Here is a 17,762-nt window from a genome sequence, read left to right on the forward strand (position 1 = left end):
AAAACAAGGAGAGACAGGGAAATGAACAGGCTTCTGACGTCGATGATGGCCGGCGCGATGGCGCTGGCGGCGAGCCAGGCGCTGGCCGCCGACAAGGTGACCCTGCAGCTGAAATGGGTCACCCAGGCCCAGTTCGCCGGCTACTACGTGGCCAAGGACAAGGGCTTCTACGAAGCCGAGAACCTGGACGTCGAGATCAAGCCGGGCGGCCCGGACATCGCGCCTGCGCAGGTGCTGGCCGGCGGCGGCGCCGACGTGATCATCGACTGGATGCCGTCGGCGCTCGCGACCCGCGAGAAGGGCGTGGCGGTGGTCAACATCGCGCAGCCGTTCAAGTCCTCGGGCATGATGCTGACCTGCCGCAAGGAGACCGGCATCAAGTCGCCGAAGGACTTCCCGGGCCGGACCCTCGGCGTGTGGTTCTACGGCAACGAGTATCCGTTCCTGTCGTGGATGAGCCACCTCGGCATCCCGACCGACGGCGGCGCCAAGGGCGTGACCGTGCTGAAGCAGGGCTTCAACGTCGACCCGCTGCTGCAGAAGCAGGCCGACTGCATCTCGACCATGACCTATAACGAGTACTGGCAGGTCATCGACGCCGGCATCGCGGCCGACGACCTGGTGGTGTTCAAGTACCAGGACCAGGGCGTGGCGACCCTCGAGGACGGCATCTACGTGCTCGAGGACAAGCTGAAGGACGCCGCTTTCGCCGACAGGATGGTGCGGTTCGTGCGCGCCTCGATGAAGGGCTGGAAGTGGGCCGAGGAGAACCCGGACGCGGCCGCCGAGATCGTGCTCGACAACGACGCCACTGGCGCCCAGACCGAGAAGCACCAGAAGCGGATGATGGGCGAGATCGCCAAGCTGACCGCCGGCTCCAACGGCGCGCTCGACCCGGCCGACTACGAGCGCACGGTCAAGACCCTGCTGGAGGGCGGCTCCGACCCGGTGATCACCAAGAAGCCGGAAGGGGCCTGGACCCACGCGATCACCGACAAGGCGCTCAAGTAAGCCCTGCGGTCCGCCGTCGCACGGGGAAGGGGCGGGCGACCGCCCCTTTCTTCGTCTGGGGAGGGTTCGGGAAGCTCGTCGGGGTCCCGGCTCCCCCCGGAGCAAGTCCGGGGTCGGCCGGGATGAGGGCTCGAGACAAGATCCTCATCCCGGCCGTAGCGGCTTGCCGCGGAGAGCCGGGACCCCGACGGGCTTTGCGCGACGGGGCGTCGCCCTATCTTTTCTCGAATGCGCCGCCCGCCCATCCCGCTCCTGCCCATCCCGCTCCTGCTCGTCCTGCTGCTGCCGGTCCTGCTGTCCGGCTGCTACCTGTCGCGCTCGGCCGATCTGCCGGACGAGCTGGGCCGGACCTGGCGCGGCGCCACCGTGGCGGTGCCGTTCTCGGCGGTCGACCCGGCGCTGGCCGACGTGACCGGCCGGATGGCCGAGGTCGAGGACCGGCTGCGGGCGGCGCGGCCGGCCGGGCGGCTGCCGCTGGTGGTGTTCCTGCACGGCTGCAACGGGCTGCATCCGGGCTACCGGGTCGACCTCGGCTTCCTGCGGGCCCAGGGCTATGCGGTGGTGGCGCCCGACAGCTTCGCGCGCGACTACAAGCCGCGAAGCTGCGACCGGCACAGCAAGACCGGCGGCTTCCACCCGGGGGTGATCGGCTTCCGGCTGGCCGAGACCGCCCATGCGCTGGAACGGGTGCGGGCGTTCCCCTGGGTCGACCCGGACCGCATCGTGCTGATGGGGCAGAGCGAGGGCGGCATCACCACCGCCAACTGGGAGGGCGACGGCCTCGCCGGGCGGGTGATCCTGGGCTGGACCTGCCAGATCCCGTGGCCGCCGCTGTGGGGCCTGCGCGGCGACCGTTCGACGCCGGTGCTGTCGGTGGTCAGCCGCGACGACCCGTGGTTCGCGCCGTGGTACGTCGCCGGCGACTGCGGCACCGACATGGACGGGTTCGCCGACGCCCGCTCGGTGGTGCTGGACGGCTCGACCCACCATGTGCTGCGGCTGCCCGAGGCGCAGCGCGCGGTCGCCGAGTTCCTGGCCCGGGTCGCGCCTACCCGGGTCGCGCCCGCCCTGGCCAGGCCCGGACCGCCCGTCGGGGTCCCGGCTCTTCGCGGCAAGCCGCTGCGGCCGGGATGAGGGCCATATCTCAAGCCCTCATCCCGGCCGAGCCCCGGACCTGCTCCGGGGCGAGAGCCGGGACCCCGAAGCCGTAGCGGCCTCAGACCACGCCGAGCTTCAGCTCGCCGACGCCCTCGACGAAGCCGTGCAGCTGGTCGCCGCGCTTGACCGGGCCGACGCCGGACGGGGTGCCCGACATGATCAGGTCGCCGGCCTTGAGCTCGAACAGCTCGGACAGGAACGCGATCATCTCCGGCACCTTCCAGATCAGCTGGTTCAGGTCGCCTTCCTGTTTGGTCTCGCCGTTGATCTTCAGCCAGACCGCGCCCTGGCTCGGGTGGCCGATCTCGCTCGCCGGGACCAGCGCGGTGCACGGGGCCGAGTGCTCGAACGCCTTGCCGACCTCCCACGGACGGCCGAGGTCCTTGGCCTTGCCCTGCAGGTCGCGGCGGGTCATGTCGAGGCCGACGGCGTAGCCGTAGACGTGCTCCATCGCGCTCTCGACCGGGATGTTCTTGCCCCCGCTCTTCAGCGCCACCACCATCTCGATCTCGTGGTGCACGTCGCTGCTCATCGGCGGGTACGGGAAGTCCTGGCCGACCAGCAGGTTGTCCGGGTTCTTCTGGAAGAAGAACGGCGGCTCCTTGTTCGGGTCGTGGCCCATCTCGATGGCGTGGGCGGCGTAGTTGCGCCCGACGCAGTAGATCCGGTGCACCGGGAACAGGTCGTCGCTGCCGCGCACCGGCAGGGCCGCCACCGGCGGCGGGGTGATCACATAGGACATGGCGGGTTTCGTTCTTGTCTGGAGTTGCGGGCTTGGATGGTCTTGCGGGCGGCACCTTACCGCGGCGCGCGGCCGGAGGGCAGTGCAAGGTTGCCGTGCTAGGTCACAGGGGTCGACCGGCCGGCGATCTCCACCAGGGCGTCGATCATCGGGTCGATGACCGCGGTGTCGCGGTCGGCCGGGTACACCAGCCAGGCCGGCAGCACGAACTCCGGCGCGTCCGCCGCCAGGCGCAGCCGGCCGTCGGCCACCAGCGGCGCCACGGTGCGCCACGGGAAGTAGCCGGAGCCGCCGCACGCCAGGATGTGCCGGAGCCCGAGCCAGCCGACGTTCACCGACAGCGCCGGCCCCTCCATGTCCGGATAGCGGGCGCTGTGCTGGGCATAGAACTCGGGGCCCCAGTCGACGTAGACGTAGTCGCGGCCCGGGCCGGTGTCTTCGCCGCTGCCGTCGGTGCTGCCGTCGGCGGTCTCGACCCGCACCAGCCGCTCGTCGACCAGCGGCCGCAGCTCCAGGTTCGGGCGGCGCTGCGGCGTGTACATGACGGCGAGGTCGATCCGGCCGTCGATCAGCCCCTGCATCAGGTCCGGCTCGAAGCCGATCTCGGCCCGGATCGAGACGTCCGGCAGGTCGCGGCGCAGCCCCGCCAGCCAGGCCATGAGCAGCCCGTCCCACAGGCCGATGCGGCCGCCCAGCACCACGCTGGCGCGCGAGCCGCGCGGCAGCCCGACGTCGTGGCGGGCCTGCTCGACGGTGCGGACCAGCATGGCGGCGTGCCGCTGGAACCGGCGGCCGGCGTCGGTCAGCACCGCACCCGCCTTGTTCCGGTTGAACAGCGGCGAGCCGAGGATCTGCTCGAGCGACCGGATCCGCGTGCTGACGGTCGACTGGGTGACGTGCAGGCGCTCGGCGGCGGCGACGAAGCTGCCGGCCGACGCCACGGCCAGGAAGGTGCGGGCCAGCTCGGTGTCCATGGCATCGCCCATATATCGAACAGGTCGATATTATAAGTGAATATCTTTCGTTATGCGAATGCGAAGTCCGGTCGCATAGTGTCCCTCGACAGTTCCGATGCGGCAGCCCAGGGGGGCGCCGCGGGAGGCAGCCATGCGAGTCGACGTTCCGCCTGCCGAGGTCATCCGCGAGTCGTTCTGGACCGGCGGCGCGCTCGACCGGCGCGGCACCGGCCTGCAGCGTCTGGCCGACTGCATCGGCCGGGTTCGGCCGCTGATCGCCCGGACCGGGCGCGACTACGACGACCGCTGCCTGATGTGGGCGCTGACCGCGATCGCCATGCACCTGGCCGTGGAGTCCGGGGCGACCGGCCCGCTGGCCGCGATGTTCCGCAGCAACGCCCGGCTGCTCGACCTGGCCGGCCAGGCGGGAGACCGGCCGTATGCGGGGCCGGATGCCTGACGCCAGGGTGCCCGATGCCAGGGAGGATAGGATGGATCTCGCCTCGCCGCCGTGCTTCGCCCACGAGCTGACCGAGACGCCGGACGGCTTCGTCGCGACGGACCCGGAGGCCGCCCGCGACGTGCGGCGCTGGCGCAAGGCCGAACGGCAGCGCCTGGTCGCGCTGCGGCGCGCCCTGCCGGCGGCCGAGCGGCGGCGGGTGGCGGCGGCGGTGGCGGTCGAGCTGGACCGGATCGTCGCGGCGGTCGGCGCCGCGGTGATCGGGGTGTACTGGCCGATGCGCGGGGAACTCGACCTGACGGGCTGGATGCGGCGCCTGGACGGACAGGGCAGGCGGGTCGCGCTGCCGGTGGTCGAGCGGGCGGCCCGGCCGCTGGCGTTCCGGGGCTGGTGGCCGGGCTGCCCGATGCTGCGCGGGGTCTGGGACATCCCGGTGCCGGCCGACGGCCCGCCGCTGGTGCCCGACCTGCTGGTGGTGCCGCTGGTCGGCGTCGACGACGACTGCTACCGCCTGGGAAACGGCGGCGGCTATTACGACCGGACCCTGGCGGCCGCCTCGCCCCGGCCGATGGCGGTCGGCGTCGGCCATCCCGCCGCCGGCATCCCGACGATCTACCCGCAGCCGCACGACATCCCGATGGACGCGGTGGTGACCGGCGAGGGCCGGGTGCGGTTCCGGGGGACCGGGGCATGAGCCCGGAGGACCTGCCCGCCGGCGTTCCCGAGGGCCTGCTGCAGGCGCTGCCGGACGCGGTGGTGGTGTCCGACGCCGACGGCCGGATCCGGTTCTGGAACCCGGCGGCCGAGCGGGTGTTCGGCTTCGCCGCCGCCGAGGCGCTGGGCGCGAGCCTGGACCTCATCATCCCGGAGCGGCTGCGCGCCCGGCACTGGGCCGGCTATGCCGAGGTCATGGCGAGCGGGCACAGCCGCTACGGCGCCGGCGACCTGCTCTCGGTGCCGGCGCTCCGCAAGGACGGCGCGCGGATCTCGGTGCAGTTCTCGGTCGCCCTGCTGCGCGACGCCGACGGACGGCCGTGCGGCGTCGCCGCCGTCATGCGCGACGTGACCGCCGAGTTCGAGAAGCGCCGCGCGCTCGAGCGCGAGGTCGCCGAGCTGCGGGCCGAGCTGCGAGAGGCCGCCGACGGCCCGCGCGCCGCCCTGGGGTGCCCCGGGCACTGGCAGCGCCGGTTCGGGCCGCCCGGCGGCAGCCGCACGCCCGGCCCGGCCTGGCTGCCGCGGGCCGAATAGCGGGGCGGGCAGCGGGAGCCGGCTCAGCCGGGCAGGCCGCGCTCGAACAGCATGCCGAACTCGGGCTGCGGGTCGTCGATGCCGGCCAGCCGCAGGCAGTGCCAGGCCATCGCCAGGTTGCTCGACAGCAGCGGCTTGCCGGTGACGGCCTCGACCTCGCGGGCGATCGGCGCCACCTCCAGGCTGGTGCACGACACGAACACCCCGTCGACGCCCGGTGCCCGGGCGGCGGCGATCGCGGCGTCGCGGATCGATTCCCTGGAGATCCGGGCGGCCTCGCGGTCGTCGGTGCGCATGAAGGTGCCCATCGCCGCCACCCCGACGCCGCGGCCCTCGAAGTACCTGCGCAGGTTGGCGTTGATGTCCGGGCTGTACGGGGTCAGCACGGCGATCCGGCGCATGCCGAGCGTGCGGAACGCCGCCAGCGCGGCGGTGACCGGGTTGGTGTACTTCGCTTCCGGCCGGACCTTGCGCAGCTCCTCGAACACGCCCTCCTCGCCGATCACCATCGAGGCCGAGGTGCAGCCGAACGCGACCACGCTGAGCGGGATGCTCGGCAGGATCAGGTCGGCGGTCGGCGCCAGGTGCGCCTTCATGGCGTACAGGTTCTCGGGCGTGACCTCGTTGGCCATCGGGATCCGGGCCCCGAAGAACGCCACGCCGGGCTGCCGGATGATGGCGCGGAACTCGTGCTCGACGGTCTGGTCGGTGGCCAGCACCACCAGCCCGATGGCGGCCCGGCTGTAGATCCCCGGCGACAGGGTCGAGGGCAGCACGCCGAGGTCGATGCAATCGGAGCGGGCGGTTTCGGCGGCGAGGGCGGTGCTCATGGCGGGCCTCCCGGGTGGATCGAAGCGGGAAGCTTACGCGCGGGGGATGGGGCGGGCCACTGGTTTGGTCGGGGCTGATGCTGCCAGTCCAGACGGCCAGAATGCGCCTGAGTGATTGCTCCGATCTAACGAAGTTCACTAAACGGAATCTGTCCCAACTTTTCGTCTGGAGATCGGCGAGGAAATGCGGTAAAGCCCGGCCGTTTCACGTTTCTTCGTGTCGAATCATAATAAACTGACATTATGCCAGACATTAACATTTGAAATCCGAAATGTTGTTCGTCACTATTGAATTTAAAATACAAGTAATTCGCGCTATCATTCTTGTTCTTTCTGGGGCGCTTTTTGAATATTGCCCACTGTGATAGGTCGCTGATTAATCCGATTAGGTCGTCAAATTTGGACAGAGACGCATAGCAGTCTTCCGTTTTTTCAAATATCCACTTCTCTGTCGGGATGGAGGTTTTCTCGATCTCGCAAGATGTTGCGACCAGAGCGAGGAACGGTCCCCGCACGCGCTCATTGCCTTTCTTGTCCGACCGACATATTTCCGAAGCATCTCTAAGCGCAGCACACTCCGTGCTGATATCGGCATCTCGGAGCGTCTTCTTCACGGAAATGATCGCGACGACGCCCTCCGGCGGAACGATGACGCTGTCCCCAAATCTTTGGAACACCGGGAATGTTCCAGTATCATATACGATGATATCAAGTTGGGTGGAGTGCCGGTCTTCGTCACCTGATCGAGACCGGTTACTCAAATCCGTCTTTACAGCTGGGCGCAAGATGAAACCAGTTAAGACCTCAAGGTCTTTGGGGAGGTACTTGCGTAGGTACGTTCGTACGAGGTCTTCGACGTAACGTCCATCTTCGCCACGGTGTGCTGCTCCTCGCGTTCTTGCGTTTGGGAGCAGTATCTCAAACTGCCGGTGCGCTGCGAGCAGCGCGCTGACCTCGTGGCTCCAGTAGTCCCTTAGTCGCTCACCGTCCATGGGTCCATATTACTCCAATGCTCGCGATGACGTTTAGGTTGAATGCAGTCTCGATAGTCCCGTTGTGACGAAGATCAGTAGACCGCACGCAGAAGTTTCCATTGTCATCCAGTTTCGGTGAAAAACTCAGAATGCGTACCTGCGGATACGTTTGCTCCGCTGGTTGATCGGGACCGCATCCTTCAATGACCGCTCCAGGTCAACCTTACCACACCCACCTCCCACCATTCCCCACCCCCTACACCGTCATCCCGTCGAGCGGGATCGCCGGCGTGCGGCCGGCGATCAGGTCGGCGGTGATGCGGGCCGAGGCGTGCGACATGGTCCAGCCCATGTGGCCGTGGCCGCCGTTGATCCAGAGGTTGCGGTACTTGCGCCGGCCGAAGCGCGGCGTGCCCTCCGGGGTCATCGGCCGCAGGCCGGCCCAGCCCTCGGCGCGCTGGTAGTCGGCGCCGTCCGGGTACAGCTCGCGGATCACGCCCAGCATGAAGCTGAAGTCCTGCGGCTTGTGGCTGGTGTCGTAGCCGGCGAACTCGGCGGTCGCGGTCACCCGCACCCGGTCGCCGAACCGCGAGATCGCGACCAGGTTGTCCTCGTCGACCGAGCCGACGGTCGGGCCGGCGCCGTGGTTGCCGACCGGGATGGTCAGCGAGTAGCCCTTGATCGGGTAGACCGCCAGCGGGATGCCGAGCCGGCGGGCGTGGATCGGGCTGTGGTTGCCGAGCGCCAGCACATAGGCGTCGGCGGTCAGCCGCCCGGCCGAGGTCTCGACCCCGGAAATGCCGTCGCCGTCGGCGTCGATCCGGACGATCTCGGTGCCGAGGTGGAACTCCGCGCCCATCCCCCGGCACACTTCCGCGAGGGCCTTGGTGAACTTGCCGCAGTCGCCGGTCTCGTCGGTCGGGCAGTAGATGCCGCCGGCGATCTTCTCACGGGCGGCCGCGAGCGACGGCTCCAGCTTCATCACGCCGTCGCGGTCCAGCACCTCGGTCTCCTGGCCGTCGTCGGACAGGATCCGCATGTGCTCGACCCCGGCCGCCAGCCGCTCCTCCGAGCGGTAGAAGTACAGGATGCCGCGGGTGTTGCGGTCGTAGTCGATGGCGGCGTCGGCGAGCGTCTCGTGCAGCACCGCCTGCGAGTACAGGCAGAGCCGGTGCTTGCGCAGGGTGTTCACGCGCGCCCGCTCGGCCGTGCACTGGGCCAGGAACTTGAGCGACCACGACCACAGGCGCGGGTCGGCCGAGGGCCGGAAGCGCAGCGCCTGGTCCTTCAGGAACAGCGACTTCAGCAGGATCATCGGGGCGCGCGGCGACGACCACACGAAGGAATGGCCGGGCGCGATCATCCCGGCATTGCCCCAGCTGGTCTCGTCGCCGACCGCGGCGTTGCGCTCGACCAGCGCCACCTCGTGGCCGTCCTTCAGAAGCTGATAGGCCGTGGTGACCCCGACCACGCCGCCGCCCAGAACCAGGATCCGCATATTCTCCCCTCCTCCTACCGGGGCGAGCGTAGACCCGGAGCGGCGGCGGACGGAAGAGGCCGGCGGCGGTTCAGGCCCCCGGGGTCTTGGCGCGGATGTCGTCGATCAGCAGCGCCCGCAGCTCGGCGGTGACTTCCGGGGTCGTGCCGAACCAGTGTCGGAAGCCGTCGACCGCCTGGTGCAGCAGCATGCCGAGCCCGTCGACGGTGCGGTGCCCCCTGGCCCTGGCGGCCTTCAGCAGGCCGGTCTCCAGCGGCACGTAGACCACGTCGTGGACCACGGCGCCCGGCTTCAGCGGCGCCAGGTCGATCTCCAGCGGCGGCTTGCCGAGCATGCCGAGCGAGGTGGTGTTGACCAGCAGGTCGGCCTCCGCCAGCAGGCCGGGCAGGGCGTCCATGCCGTGCCCGCTCATGCCGCCGAAGTGCCGGGCGATGTCCTCGGCCCTCTCCGCGGTGCGATTGCACAGCGCGACCGACAGCCCGCGCTGCCTGAGCCCGTAGGCGGCGGCCCGAGCGGCGCCGCCGGCCCCCAGGATCACCGCCCGGCCGCCGGCGCGGTCCCAGCCGGGCGCCAGCTCGTCCAGGTTGCCGAGGAAGCCGGTGCAGTCGGTGTTGCCGCCGACCAGCGCGCCGTCCTGCCACCAGATGGTGTTGACCGCGCCGAGCGCGGCCGCGGCCTCGTCGATCCGGTCGAGATACTCGATGACCGCGAGCTTGTGCGGCACCGTCACGTTGCCGCCGACCCAGCCGGCCTCCCGGAAGTTCGCGAAGAACCCCGCGAGATCCTCCGGGGCGACGTCGATCGGCTGGTAGCTGCCGGCGATCCGGTAGCGCTCCAGCCAGTAGCCGTGCAGCATCGGCGAACGCGAATGGGCGATCGGATGGCCCATCACGAAGGCACGCCCGGCGGTCATGACCCCTCCCTGCAGATCGCTCGGCCGTCCCGTGCCGGGGCGTCAGTTGCCGATCGGCGACAGCAGGTCCGGGTTCACCACGAGATTGCGCACGCCGTGGGCGTAGCGCTCGTCGAACGGGTTGTCGGCCAGCCAGCGGCCGACCGAGGCGATGTCGATCTTGACCACCTTGGGCCGCACGCTCCAGGTGACCTGGAAGGGCGAGCCCTTCTCGTTGTAGCCCGGGCCGGTGGTGGAGCCGGCATAGATCACCGGGGTGCCCAGGTCGGCCGGCAGGTTCGGGACCTGGTTGCGGCCGTCGATCGTCTCGATCTTCGCCATCGTGGTGAAATCCGCGGCCTTCGGGTCGTTGACCAGAACCCCGACCACGGTCTCGACCCGCAGCTGCGGGTTGCCGATGGCGTCGCTCAGGCAGGTGCCGAGGCTGTTGCCCAGCGTTGCCTGCGCGGTGGAGTGCACGAAGTGGATCTCGATCGTGTCGCCGGGCACCAGCTCGCCGTGACCGGTCGCGCCGACCTTGCCGTCGAACGGGGCCAGCTCGGCCTCGGTCAGCTTGCCGTCGTACCGGTAGCCGGTGCCGTAGCCCTTGCCGTCGCCGTTGCCGGCATAGGTGGTGAACTCGCCGCCCTTGTGCTCGGCGCTTTCATGGAAGTGGATGTCGCAGAGCGCCATCTCGGTCGCCTCGGGCGAGGTCGAGAAGACGCGGGCGTTGCTGCCGGCGGTCGCAGCGAGGTCGCGCGGCGCCTGCGGGCCGAAACCGGCGCCGGCGGTCGCCGCGGCCAGTGCCGCGCGCTGGGCGGCGATGACGGCGTCCGGCACGGCCGGCCGGCCGTCCGAGGCCGCCGCGGCGGGAGAGGCGAGCGCGGCCGAAGCCAGCGCGAGCGCCAGCCAGGAAATCGATCTGCTCATTTGGCGATCCTCACCGGTTTACCATCTTGCCTGACCGGTAGATTGCCCGAACTGGCAGGCCGATCAAGCGCCGTGGCCATGGCCGGCGTGTCGGTTCCGTCAGTCCTGTGGCTTGCGCTCCGCCTCCGAACCCGCATGATGGCGGCAACCGTCCGGCGACCGTGCCCGGGTGTGGCGCTCGACCGGCTGACGAACGGGGACCCCGCGCGGGCTTCCCGCCATCGAGGGAGCGCCACAGCATGACCGAGCGGACAGCGGCCGAACATGCCTCAGCCGAGCACGTGCCCGTCGAGCATGTGGAGGTGCTGATCGTCGGCGCCGGGATCTCCGGGGTCGGCGCCGCCTGGTACCTGCGCCGCGACTGCCCGGACACCGGCTTCGTCATCCTCGACGCCGAGGACAGCTTCGGCGGCACCTGGTGGACCCACCGGTTCCCCGGCATCCGCTCGGACAGCGACCTGCACACCTTCGGCTACAGCTTCAAGCCGTGGATCGGCCCGCCGATCGCGACCGCCGAGGAAATCCTCAAGTACATGGGCGAGGTGATCGAGGAGAACGACATCGCCCCGCACATCCGCTACCGCCACAAGGTCCTGAAGGCCGACTGGTCCCACGCGGACAGCCTGTGGCACGTAGAGGCCGCCATTCTCGACGCCGACGGGGCCGATACCGGCGAGACCGTGCGGTTCACCGCGAACTTCCTGTACATGTGCCAGGGCTACTACCGGCACCGCCAGGGCTATACCCCCGAGTGGGAGGGCATGGCCGACTTCAGGGGCCCGATCGTCCACACCGAGGAATGGCCGGAGGACCTGGACTACGCCGGCAGGAAGGTGGTGGTGATCGGCTCGGGCGCGACCGCGGCGACGGTGGTGCCGGCGATGGCGCAGACCGCGGCGCACGTCACCATGCTGCAGCGCTCGCCGACCTTCTTCCGGACCGGCCGCAACGCCATCGAGATCGCCGAGGAGCTGCGCAAGCTGCACGTCGACGAGGCCTGGGTGCACGAGATCACCCGCCGCAAGATCCTGTACGAGCAGGACGCCTTCACCCGGATGTGCTTCGAGAAGCCCGAGGTCGTGAAGCGCGAGCTGATCGGCAACATCCGCAACCTGCTCGGGCCCGACTACGACGTCGACACCCACTTCACCCCGTCCTACCGGCCGTGGCGGCAGCGCATCGCCTTCGTGCCCGACGCCGACCTGTTCAAGGGCATCGCCGAGGGCAGGGCCTCGGTCGTCACCGACGAGATCGTCCGGTTCACCGAGAACGGCATCCTGCTGAAGTCCGGCACCGAGCTGGAGGCCGACGTCATCGTGACGGCGACCGGCTTCAACATGTGCATGATGGGCGACATCGCGTTCACCATCGACGGCCGCAAGCTCGACTTCAGCCGGACCGTCAACTACCGCGGCATGATGTTCACCGGGGTGCCGAACCTGGCCTGGGTGTTCGGCTACTTCCGGGCGTCCTGGACGCTCCGGGCCGAGCTGGTGGCGGCGTTCGTGTGCCGGCTGCTCAACCACCTGAAGGCGACCGGGGCGAAGAGCGTCGAGCCGGCGCTCCGGCCGTCCGAGCGGGACATGGAGCTGCTGCCCTGGATCGACGAGGAGAACTTCAACCCCAACTACCTGCTGCGGGCGATGGACATGCTGCCGAAGCGCGGCACCACGCGGGAGTGGCAGCACACCCAGGACCACTGGCGCGAGGCCGAGGAGTTCCCGGCCATCGACCTGGAGGACGAGGTCTTCGTCTACCGCTGGGGCGCGCGCTCGAACGTGGCGGCGGAGTAGCGCCGGTCCCAGGGGAGCGCCCCGAGCACGCGCGGCCTCGTACCGGGGGAACGTCATGGACACTGAGGAATTCCGTCGCCACGGCCATGCGCTGATCGACTGGCTGGCCGACTATCGCGAGACCCTGGCGGCGCGGCCGGTGCAGCCGCCGACCCGGCCCGGCGACGTCCGCGCCATGCTGCCGGCGGCGCCGCCGGAGCACGCCGAGCCGTTCGAGGCCTGCATCGCCGACCTGGACACGGTGGTGGCGCCGAACCTGACCCATTGGCAGCACCCCCGGTTCTTCGGGTACTTCCCGGCCAACGCGCTGCTCGCCGGGGTGCTCGGCGACCTGGTCAGCACCGGTCTCGGCACCATCGGCCTGTCCTGGCAGTCGGGGCCGGCGCTCACCGAGGTCGAGGAGGTGGTCACCGACTGGGTCCGCCAGATGGTCGGGCTGTCGGCCGGCTGGGTCGGGGTGATCAGCGACACCGCGTCGACCAGCACGCTGGTCGCCCTGATCTCGGCGCGCGAACGGACGACCGGCTACGCGCTCGCCCGCGGCGGCCTGCAGGCCGAGCCGGCGCCGCTGGTGGTCTACGCCTCGGCCGGCAGCCATTCCTGCGTGGCCAAGGGCGCGCTGCTCGCCGGTATCGGGCGCGAGCACGTCCGCACCGTGCCGCTCGACGCCGGGCAGGGCATGGTGCCGGCGGCGCTCGACGCGATGATCGAGGCCGACCTGGCGGCCGGCCTGCGGCCCTGCGCGGTCGCCGCCTGCGTCGGTGGCACCGCGACCGCCTCGCTCGACCCGATCGGCCCGGCCGCCGAGGTCGCCCGCAAGCACGGCCTGTGGCTGCACGTCGACGCCGCGATGGCCGGCTCGGCGATGATCCTGCCGGAGTGCCGCTGGATGTGGGACGGCATCGAGGGCGCCGACAGCATCGTCATCAACGCCCACAAATGGCTCGGCGCGCCGTTCGACTGCACCCTCTACTACGTGCGCGACGAGCAGCACCTGCAGCGGGTGATGTCGACCAACCCGAGCTTCCTGCAGTCGGCGGTCGACGGCCAGGTCCGCAACCTGCGCGACACCGGCATCCCGCTCGGCCGGCGGTTCCGGGCGCTGAAGCTGTGGTTCCTGATCCGCGAGCAGGGCGTCGCCGGGCTGCAGGCGCGGCTGCGGCGCGACATCGAGAACGCGCGGGCCCTGGCGGCAATGGTCGAGGCGACGCCGGGCTGGACGGTGGAGGCCCCGGTGCACCTGCAGACGGTCTGCATCCGCCACCAGCCGGACGGTCTCGCGGGCGACGCGCTCGACGCCTACACCCGCGCCTGGGCCGAGGCGGTCAACCGCTCGGGCGAGGCCTACCTGACGCCGGCGACCCTGGACGGCCGCTGGATGGTGCGGGTCTCGGTCGGCGCGCCGGAGACCGGGCGCGCGGACGTCGAGGCGGTGTGGGCGTGCATCCGCCGGCACGCGGCGGCGACCCTGGAGGCGCTGTCGCTGTAAGGGCGGTCGGCCCGTCAGTCGCGGATCACCGGCAGGCGCGGATCTCCGGCAAGGTCACGCTCGACGACGGCATCGGGGTCGGCGCGGCGGTCATTCGTGCCCGTCGCCGGCGCCCGGTCACAACGCCGTCGGCGCCGCCACCCCGAGCCTGTCGGCCCAGCCCTGCAGCCCGTCGACGATGCCGGGGTACAGCTCGACCCCGTTCTCCAGCGCCGCCCGCTTGCGGGCCAGCGCGCCGTCGCCGGGCAGCCGGACCTTGCCGACGCCGGGGCGCGGCGGGTTGCTGCGGCAGGCCTCGGCCAGCCAGTCGGTCTGGCGGGCGAACGCGTCGACCCCGGAGAACGCCGCCGGGTCCCAGACCTGTACGAACACCCCGGCGCCCCAGCCCTCCGGCGGATCGGCGCGGCCGTGGCCGGCCAGCGCCTGGGTCAGCGCCTCGACGGTCAGCGCCAGGCCGTAGCCCTTGTGGCCGTGGTCGATCCCGCCGACCGGCAGGATGGTGCCCGGCGGGTCGGTGAACAGCACCGCCGGGTCGGTCGACGGGTTGCCGGCGGCGTCGATCACCCATTCGTGGTCGAGCCTGCGGCCCTCCTTGTGCAGCCGGCCGGTCAGCCCGTTGGTGGTGATCGAGGCCGAGATGTCGACCAGGATCGGGTCGCCCGAGGTCGGGATGCCGACGGCGATCGGGTCGGGCGTGTAGACCGCGCGGGTGCCGCCGAACGGCGCCACGCTGGCGACCGACGGGTCGGAGCTGGCGATCTGAACCATCATGCCGTGGCGGGTGGCGCGTTCGAGGAACGCTGCCAGGCAGGCGATGTGGTGGGCACGCCGGATCGACACGGTGCAGGTGCCGTACTGCCGGGCCCGCTCGACCGCCAGCTCGACGGCGGTGGCGGTCAGCCAGACGCCCGACAGCCGGCGGCCGTCCCAGCTCACGACAGGGCCGCGGTCGGCCAGGGCCTCGGGCCGGCCGCTGCCGGCCATGCTGCCGTCGGCCAGCGCGCCGAGGTAGGGCGGCACCAGCTGCAGGCCGTGGGTGGTGTGGCCCATCAGGTCGGCCTCGACCATCAGCGGCGCCACGATGGCGGCCTTGTCGGCGTCCAGCCCGGCGGCGGTGAACAGCGCCTCGGCATAGGCGATCAGGTCGTCGGCGGCGTAGCGGTCGGTCATCGTCGTCCTCTCCTGCGGTCCGGCGCCGGACCTTAGCGGCTCATGACAAGCTCTGCCACCGGCTGCTAGACAGTCGTCGTACCAATCGCGGAGGACGGGATGGACAGGCAGCCGCGGCTGCGCGACCGCGGGGTGACGATCGGCGCGCTGCCGGCCGGCTCCGCCAACGCCATCACCGACGTCGCCGGCGTCACCGTCGGCCACGTCACCCTGTCGGACGGCAAGGTGCAGACCGGCGTCACCGCGGTCCGCCCGCACCCCGGCCATGCGTTCCGCGACAAGCTGCCGGCGGCGGTCCATGTGGTGAACGGCTTCGGCAAGAGCGTCGGGCTGATGCAGCTGGCCGAGCTCGGCACCCTGGAGACCCCGGTGGTGCTGACCAACACCCTGTCTGTCGGCACCGCCGCGACCGCGCTGGTCCGGCACATGCTGGATGCGACGCCGGAGATCGGCCACAGCACCGGCACCGTCAATCCGGTGGTCATGGAGTGCAACGACGGCGCCTGGCTGAACGACATCCGCGGCCTGCACGTCACCGAGGCGCACGTGCTGGCTGCCCTGGAGCGGACCGAAACGGCGGTCGCGGAAGGCAATGTCGGGGCCGGCACCGGCATGAGCTGCTACGGCCTGGCCGGCGGCATCGGGACATCCTCGCGGATCGTCGCGCGTGGGCCGCGCAGCTACACCGTCGGGGCGCTGACGCTGTGCAACATGGGGCGGATGGAGGACCTGCGGGTCGACGGCCGGCCGGTCGGCCGGCTGGTCGCCGGGCGGATCGCCGCCGAGAAGGCGGAGAGACAGGCCGGCGAGCAAGGGGGCCGCGAACAGGGCTCGATCATCGTGCTGCTGGCCACCGACGCGCCGCTCGACGCCCGCCAGCTGCGCCGGCTGGCGGTGCGCGGCGGCGCCGGGATCGGCCGCACCGGCACCCATTTCGGCTCCGGCAGCGGCGATGTGGTGCTGGCCTTCGCGACCGCCGAGACCGTGCCGCACGCCATGGCTGAGGACCCGGAGACCGTGCGCCGGTCGCTGCACGAGGACGCCATGGACCCGCTGTTCCGGGCCGCCATCGAGGCCACCGAGGAGGCGATCCTGAACGCCCTGCTGGCGGCCCGCCCGACCCGCGGCAAGCAGGGCCGCAAGCGCCGCTCGCTGGCCGAGTTCACGGATCTGGTGCGGGGGTAGATCCGTCGTCTGGTGGGTCCCGGCTCTCCGCGGCGCTGCCGCTCCGGCCGGGATGAGGTTTTCATATCGTCCTCATCCCGGGCGACCCTCGACTTGATCGAGGGGAGACCCGGGACCTACCGGTCGCGCCGCTCGCCCGCTACCCCAGGGCGTACAGCGTCACCGGTTCGCTCATGCCGCGGATCGGGTGCGGGCCGAGCGAGCGCAGGCGCGGGTCGCCGCTGGCCGCCGCGAACGCCTCGGAGGCCAGCAGCTTGCGGCCGAGCGGGCGGCACAGCGCCTCGATGCGGGTCGCCACGTTGACCGCCGGGCCGATCACCGTGAACGCCTGCCGGCCGCCGGCGCCGACATTGCCGTAGCGCACCGTGCCGACGTGCAGCGCCGCCTCCAGCGGCAGCGCCGGCAGCCCCTCTCCGGCGAGCGACGGCGCCAGGGCCGCCACCCGCTCGATGGCGGCGTGGGGGGGGGCCAGGGCGGTGGCGCAGGCGGCCGCCGGGTCGCTCCCGAGCTCGAACGCGGCCAGGTAGCCGTCGCCGAGGAACGCCAGGATCTCGCCGCCATGGGCCGCCACCGGCGGCACCATCGCGTCCATGTGGCGGTCCAGCAGGTCGACCAGCCGTTCGCCGGGGACGGCGTCGCTGGCGGCGGTGAAGCCGGCCAGGTCGGCGACCAGGATGACCGCGTCCATCGCCTCGGTCTGGCCCGGCTGCACCGAGCCTTCCAGGATCTGCGCGCCCGAGCGCGGGCCGACATAGGCCTCCAGCAGGTTGTGGGCGATCGACCGCTCGAGCCCGGGCAGGATGGCGGCGGCGGCGCGCGGCCCGACCTCGTCGAGGATCGCGATGTCGGACTCCCGGAAGCCCTCCGGGTGGCGCGACAGCCAGCGCACGATCAGCCCCTCGCGCCGCGCCGTCGGGTCGCCGCCGAACACCACCAGCTGCGCCAGGTAGTCGGTGAAGCCTTCGGCCGCCATCTCGTCGAAGACGTCGTAGTCGTTGCGCTCCGCGGGGTCGGCCAGCCGGCGGCGCATGCGGGTGGTGCCGGTGTCGATCATGTGCCGCAGCGGGCTGCGCAGCCAGGCGTCGTTGCGGCTGTCGCTGTGCCGGAACACCCCGGTCTCGATGCCGGCGACCGAGGACCAGGACACGCCGATGGCGTCGATCGCCGGATGCAGGGTACGGGCCGCCAGCCGGATCACGTCGACCCGCGCCCGCGCCTCGCAGAGCGCCGCGGCGACCCGTTCGACCACCTCGTCGGCCGGCGCGCGCCGCAGCCCGAGCCGCACCAGGTCGGAATCGAGCGCCCGGATCACCGGGGCGGCGGGGTCGAGGTCGGCCATGCGATGCTCCGGTGTCTGGGCTCCGGTGTCCGGGTCAGGTCCCCATCTGGGGTGGCCGGGCCGGCTTTCAAAGCCCGGAACCCGCTG

At 71.1% G+C, this 17,762-nt stretch carries 17 protein-coding genes; 8 read left to right on the forward strand and 9 right to left on the reverse strand.

Annotated elements, in window-relative coordinates:
- Positions 1–21: 21 nt before the first annotated feature.
- Positions 22–1,011: an ABC transporter substrate-binding protein gene (locus IE246_RS02325; protein ID WP_189987291.1), complete on the forward strand. Its 990-nt coding sequence runs from the start codon at positions 22–24 to the stop codon at positions 1,009–1,011.
- A gap of 228 nt (positions 1,012–1,239) precedes the next feature.
- The gene (locus IE246_RS02330) at positions 1,240–2,145 is read left to right on the forward strand and encodes a dienelactone hydrolase family protein (RefSeq protein WP_189987292.1); all 906 of its coding nucleotides are present in this window, start codon (positions 1,240–1,242) and stop codon (positions 2,143–2,145) included.
- An 82-nt stretch (positions 2,146–2,227) separates the two neighbouring features.
- Here IE246_RS02330 and IE246_RS02335 read toward each other — a convergent pair whose 3' ends face one another.
- Entirely contained in the window at positions 2,228–2,911 is a 684-nt protein-coding gene (locus IE246_RS02335) for a fumarylacetoacetate hydrolase family protein (RefSeq protein ID WP_189987293.1), read from the reverse strand.
- A 98-nt stretch (positions 2,912–3,009) separates the two neighbouring features.
- Entirely contained in the window at positions 3,010–3,885 is an 876-nt protein-coding gene (locus IE246_RS02340) for a LysR family transcriptional regulator (RefSeq protein ID WP_189987294.1), read from the reverse strand.
- A 133-nt stretch (positions 3,886–4,018) separates the two neighbouring features.
- Here IE246_RS02340 and IE246_RS02345 point away from each other — a divergent pair, with 133 nt between their 5' ends.
- The 3 genes from IE246_RS02345 to IE246_RS02355 are packed head-to-tail and all read left to right on the forward strand — an operon-like array spanning position 4,019 to position 5,575.
- Positions 4,019–4,327, forward strand: coding sequence for a hypothetical protein (locus IE246_RS02345; RefSeq protein WP_189987295.1), 309 nt, complete (start codon positions 4,019–4,021; stop codon positions 4,325–4,327).
- 31 nt (positions 4,328–4,358) lie between these two features.
- Positions 4,359–5,021, forward strand: coding sequence for a 5-formyltetrahydrofolate cyclo-ligase (locus tag IE246_RS02350; protein WP_189987296.1), 663 nt, complete (start codon positions 4,359–4,361; stop codon positions 5,019–5,021).
- Positions 5,018–5,575, forward strand: coding sequence for a PAS domain-containing protein (locus IE246_RS02355; RefSeq protein WP_189987297.1), 558 nt, complete (start codon positions 5,018–5,020; stop codon positions 5,573–5,575). The genes IE246_RS02350 and IE246_RS02355 overlap by 4 nt, the downstream gene beginning before the upstream one ends.
- Before the next feature lie 23 nt (positions 5,576–5,598).
- Here the strand turns inward: IE246_RS02355 and IE246_RS02360 are convergent, their stop codons facing one another.
- The 5 genes from IE246_RS02360 to IE246_RS02380 form a co-directional block, all read right to left on the reverse strand.
- Positions 5,599–6,405, reverse strand: a complete 807-nt coding sequence (locus tag IE246_RS02360; RefSeq protein WP_189987298.1) for a maleate cis-trans isomerase family protein — start codon at positions 6,403–6,405, stop codon at positions 5,599–5,601.
- Positions 6,406–6,530: 125 nt separating this feature from the next.
- Positions 6,531–7,397: a DUF6602 domain-containing protein gene (locus tag IE246_RS02365; RefSeq protein ID WP_189987299.1), complete on the reverse strand. Its 867-nt coding sequence runs from the start codon at positions 7,395–7,397 to the stop codon at positions 6,531–6,533.
- 238 nt (positions 7,398–7,635) lie between these two features.
- Positions 7,636–8,877: a D-amino acid dehydrogenase gene (locus IE246_RS02370; protein ID WP_189987300.1), complete on the reverse strand. Its 1,242-nt coding sequence runs from the start codon at positions 8,875–8,877 to the stop codon at positions 7,636–7,638.
- 70 nt (positions 8,878–8,947) lie between these two features.
- Positions 8,948–9,790 carry a shikimate dehydrogenase gene (locus IE246_RS02375; protein ID WP_189987301.1) on the reverse strand — a complete coding sequence of 281 codons (843 nt, stop codon included), beginning with the start codon at positions 9,788–9,790 and terminating at the stop codon, positions 8,948–8,950.
- A gap of 42 nt (positions 9,791–9,832) precedes the next feature.
- Positions 9,833–10,699: a delta-class carbonic anhydrase gene (locus IE246_RS02380; protein WP_189987302.1), complete on the reverse strand. Its 867-nt coding sequence runs from the start codon at positions 10,697–10,699 to the stop codon at positions 9,833–9,835.
- 239 nt (positions 10,700–10,938) lie between these two features.
- Between IE246_RS02380 and IE246_RS02385 the strand changes: the two genes are divergently transcribed.
- Together IE246_RS02385 and IE246_RS02390 are read left to right on the forward strand one after the other, a co-directional pair.
- On the forward strand, positions 10,939–12,492 hold the full coding sequence (locus IE246_RS02385) for a flavin-containing monooxygenase (RefSeq protein WP_189987303.1): 1,554 nt from the start codon (positions 10,939–10,941) through the stop codon (positions 12,490–12,492).
- 55 nt (positions 12,493–12,547) lie between these two features.
- Positions 12,548–13,981 carry a pyridoxal phosphate-dependent decarboxylase family protein gene (locus tag IE246_RS02390; protein WP_189987304.1) on the forward strand — a complete coding sequence of 478 codons (1,434 nt, stop codon included), beginning with the start codon at positions 12,548–12,550 and terminating at the stop codon, positions 13,979–13,981.
- 117 nt (positions 13,982–14,098) lie between these two features.
- Here IE246_RS02390 and IE246_RS02395 read toward each other — a convergent pair whose 3' ends face one another.
- Positions 14,099–15,151 carry an Ldh family oxidoreductase gene (locus IE246_RS02395; RefSeq protein ID WP_189987305.1) on the reverse strand — a complete coding sequence of 351 codons (1,053 nt, stop codon included), beginning with the start codon at positions 15,149–15,151 and terminating at the stop codon, positions 14,099–14,101.
- A gap of 99 nt (positions 15,152–15,250) precedes the next feature.
- On the opposite strand from IE246_RS02395, the gene IE246_RS02400 reads away from it, so the two are divergent.
- Entirely contained in the window at positions 15,251–16,336 is a 1,086-nt protein-coding gene (locus tag IE246_RS02400; protein WP_189987306.1) for a DmpA family aminopeptidase, read from the forward strand.
- Positions 16,337–16,475: 139 nt separating this feature from the next.
- Here the strand turns inward: IE246_RS02400 and IE246_RS02405 are convergent, their stop codons facing one another.
- Entirely contained in the window at positions 16,476–17,675 is a 1,200-nt protein-coding gene (locus IE246_RS02405) for an adenylate/guanylate cyclase domain-containing protein (protein ID WP_189987307.1), read from the reverse strand.
- Between the last annotated feature and the right edge of the window lie 87 nt (positions 17,676–17,762).

The organism is Thalassobaculum fulvum (assembly GCF_014652915.1).
Lineage (GTDB): Bacteria > Pseudomonadota > Alphaproteobacteria > Thalassobaculales > Thalassobaculaceae > Thalassobaculum_A > Thalassobaculum_A fulvum.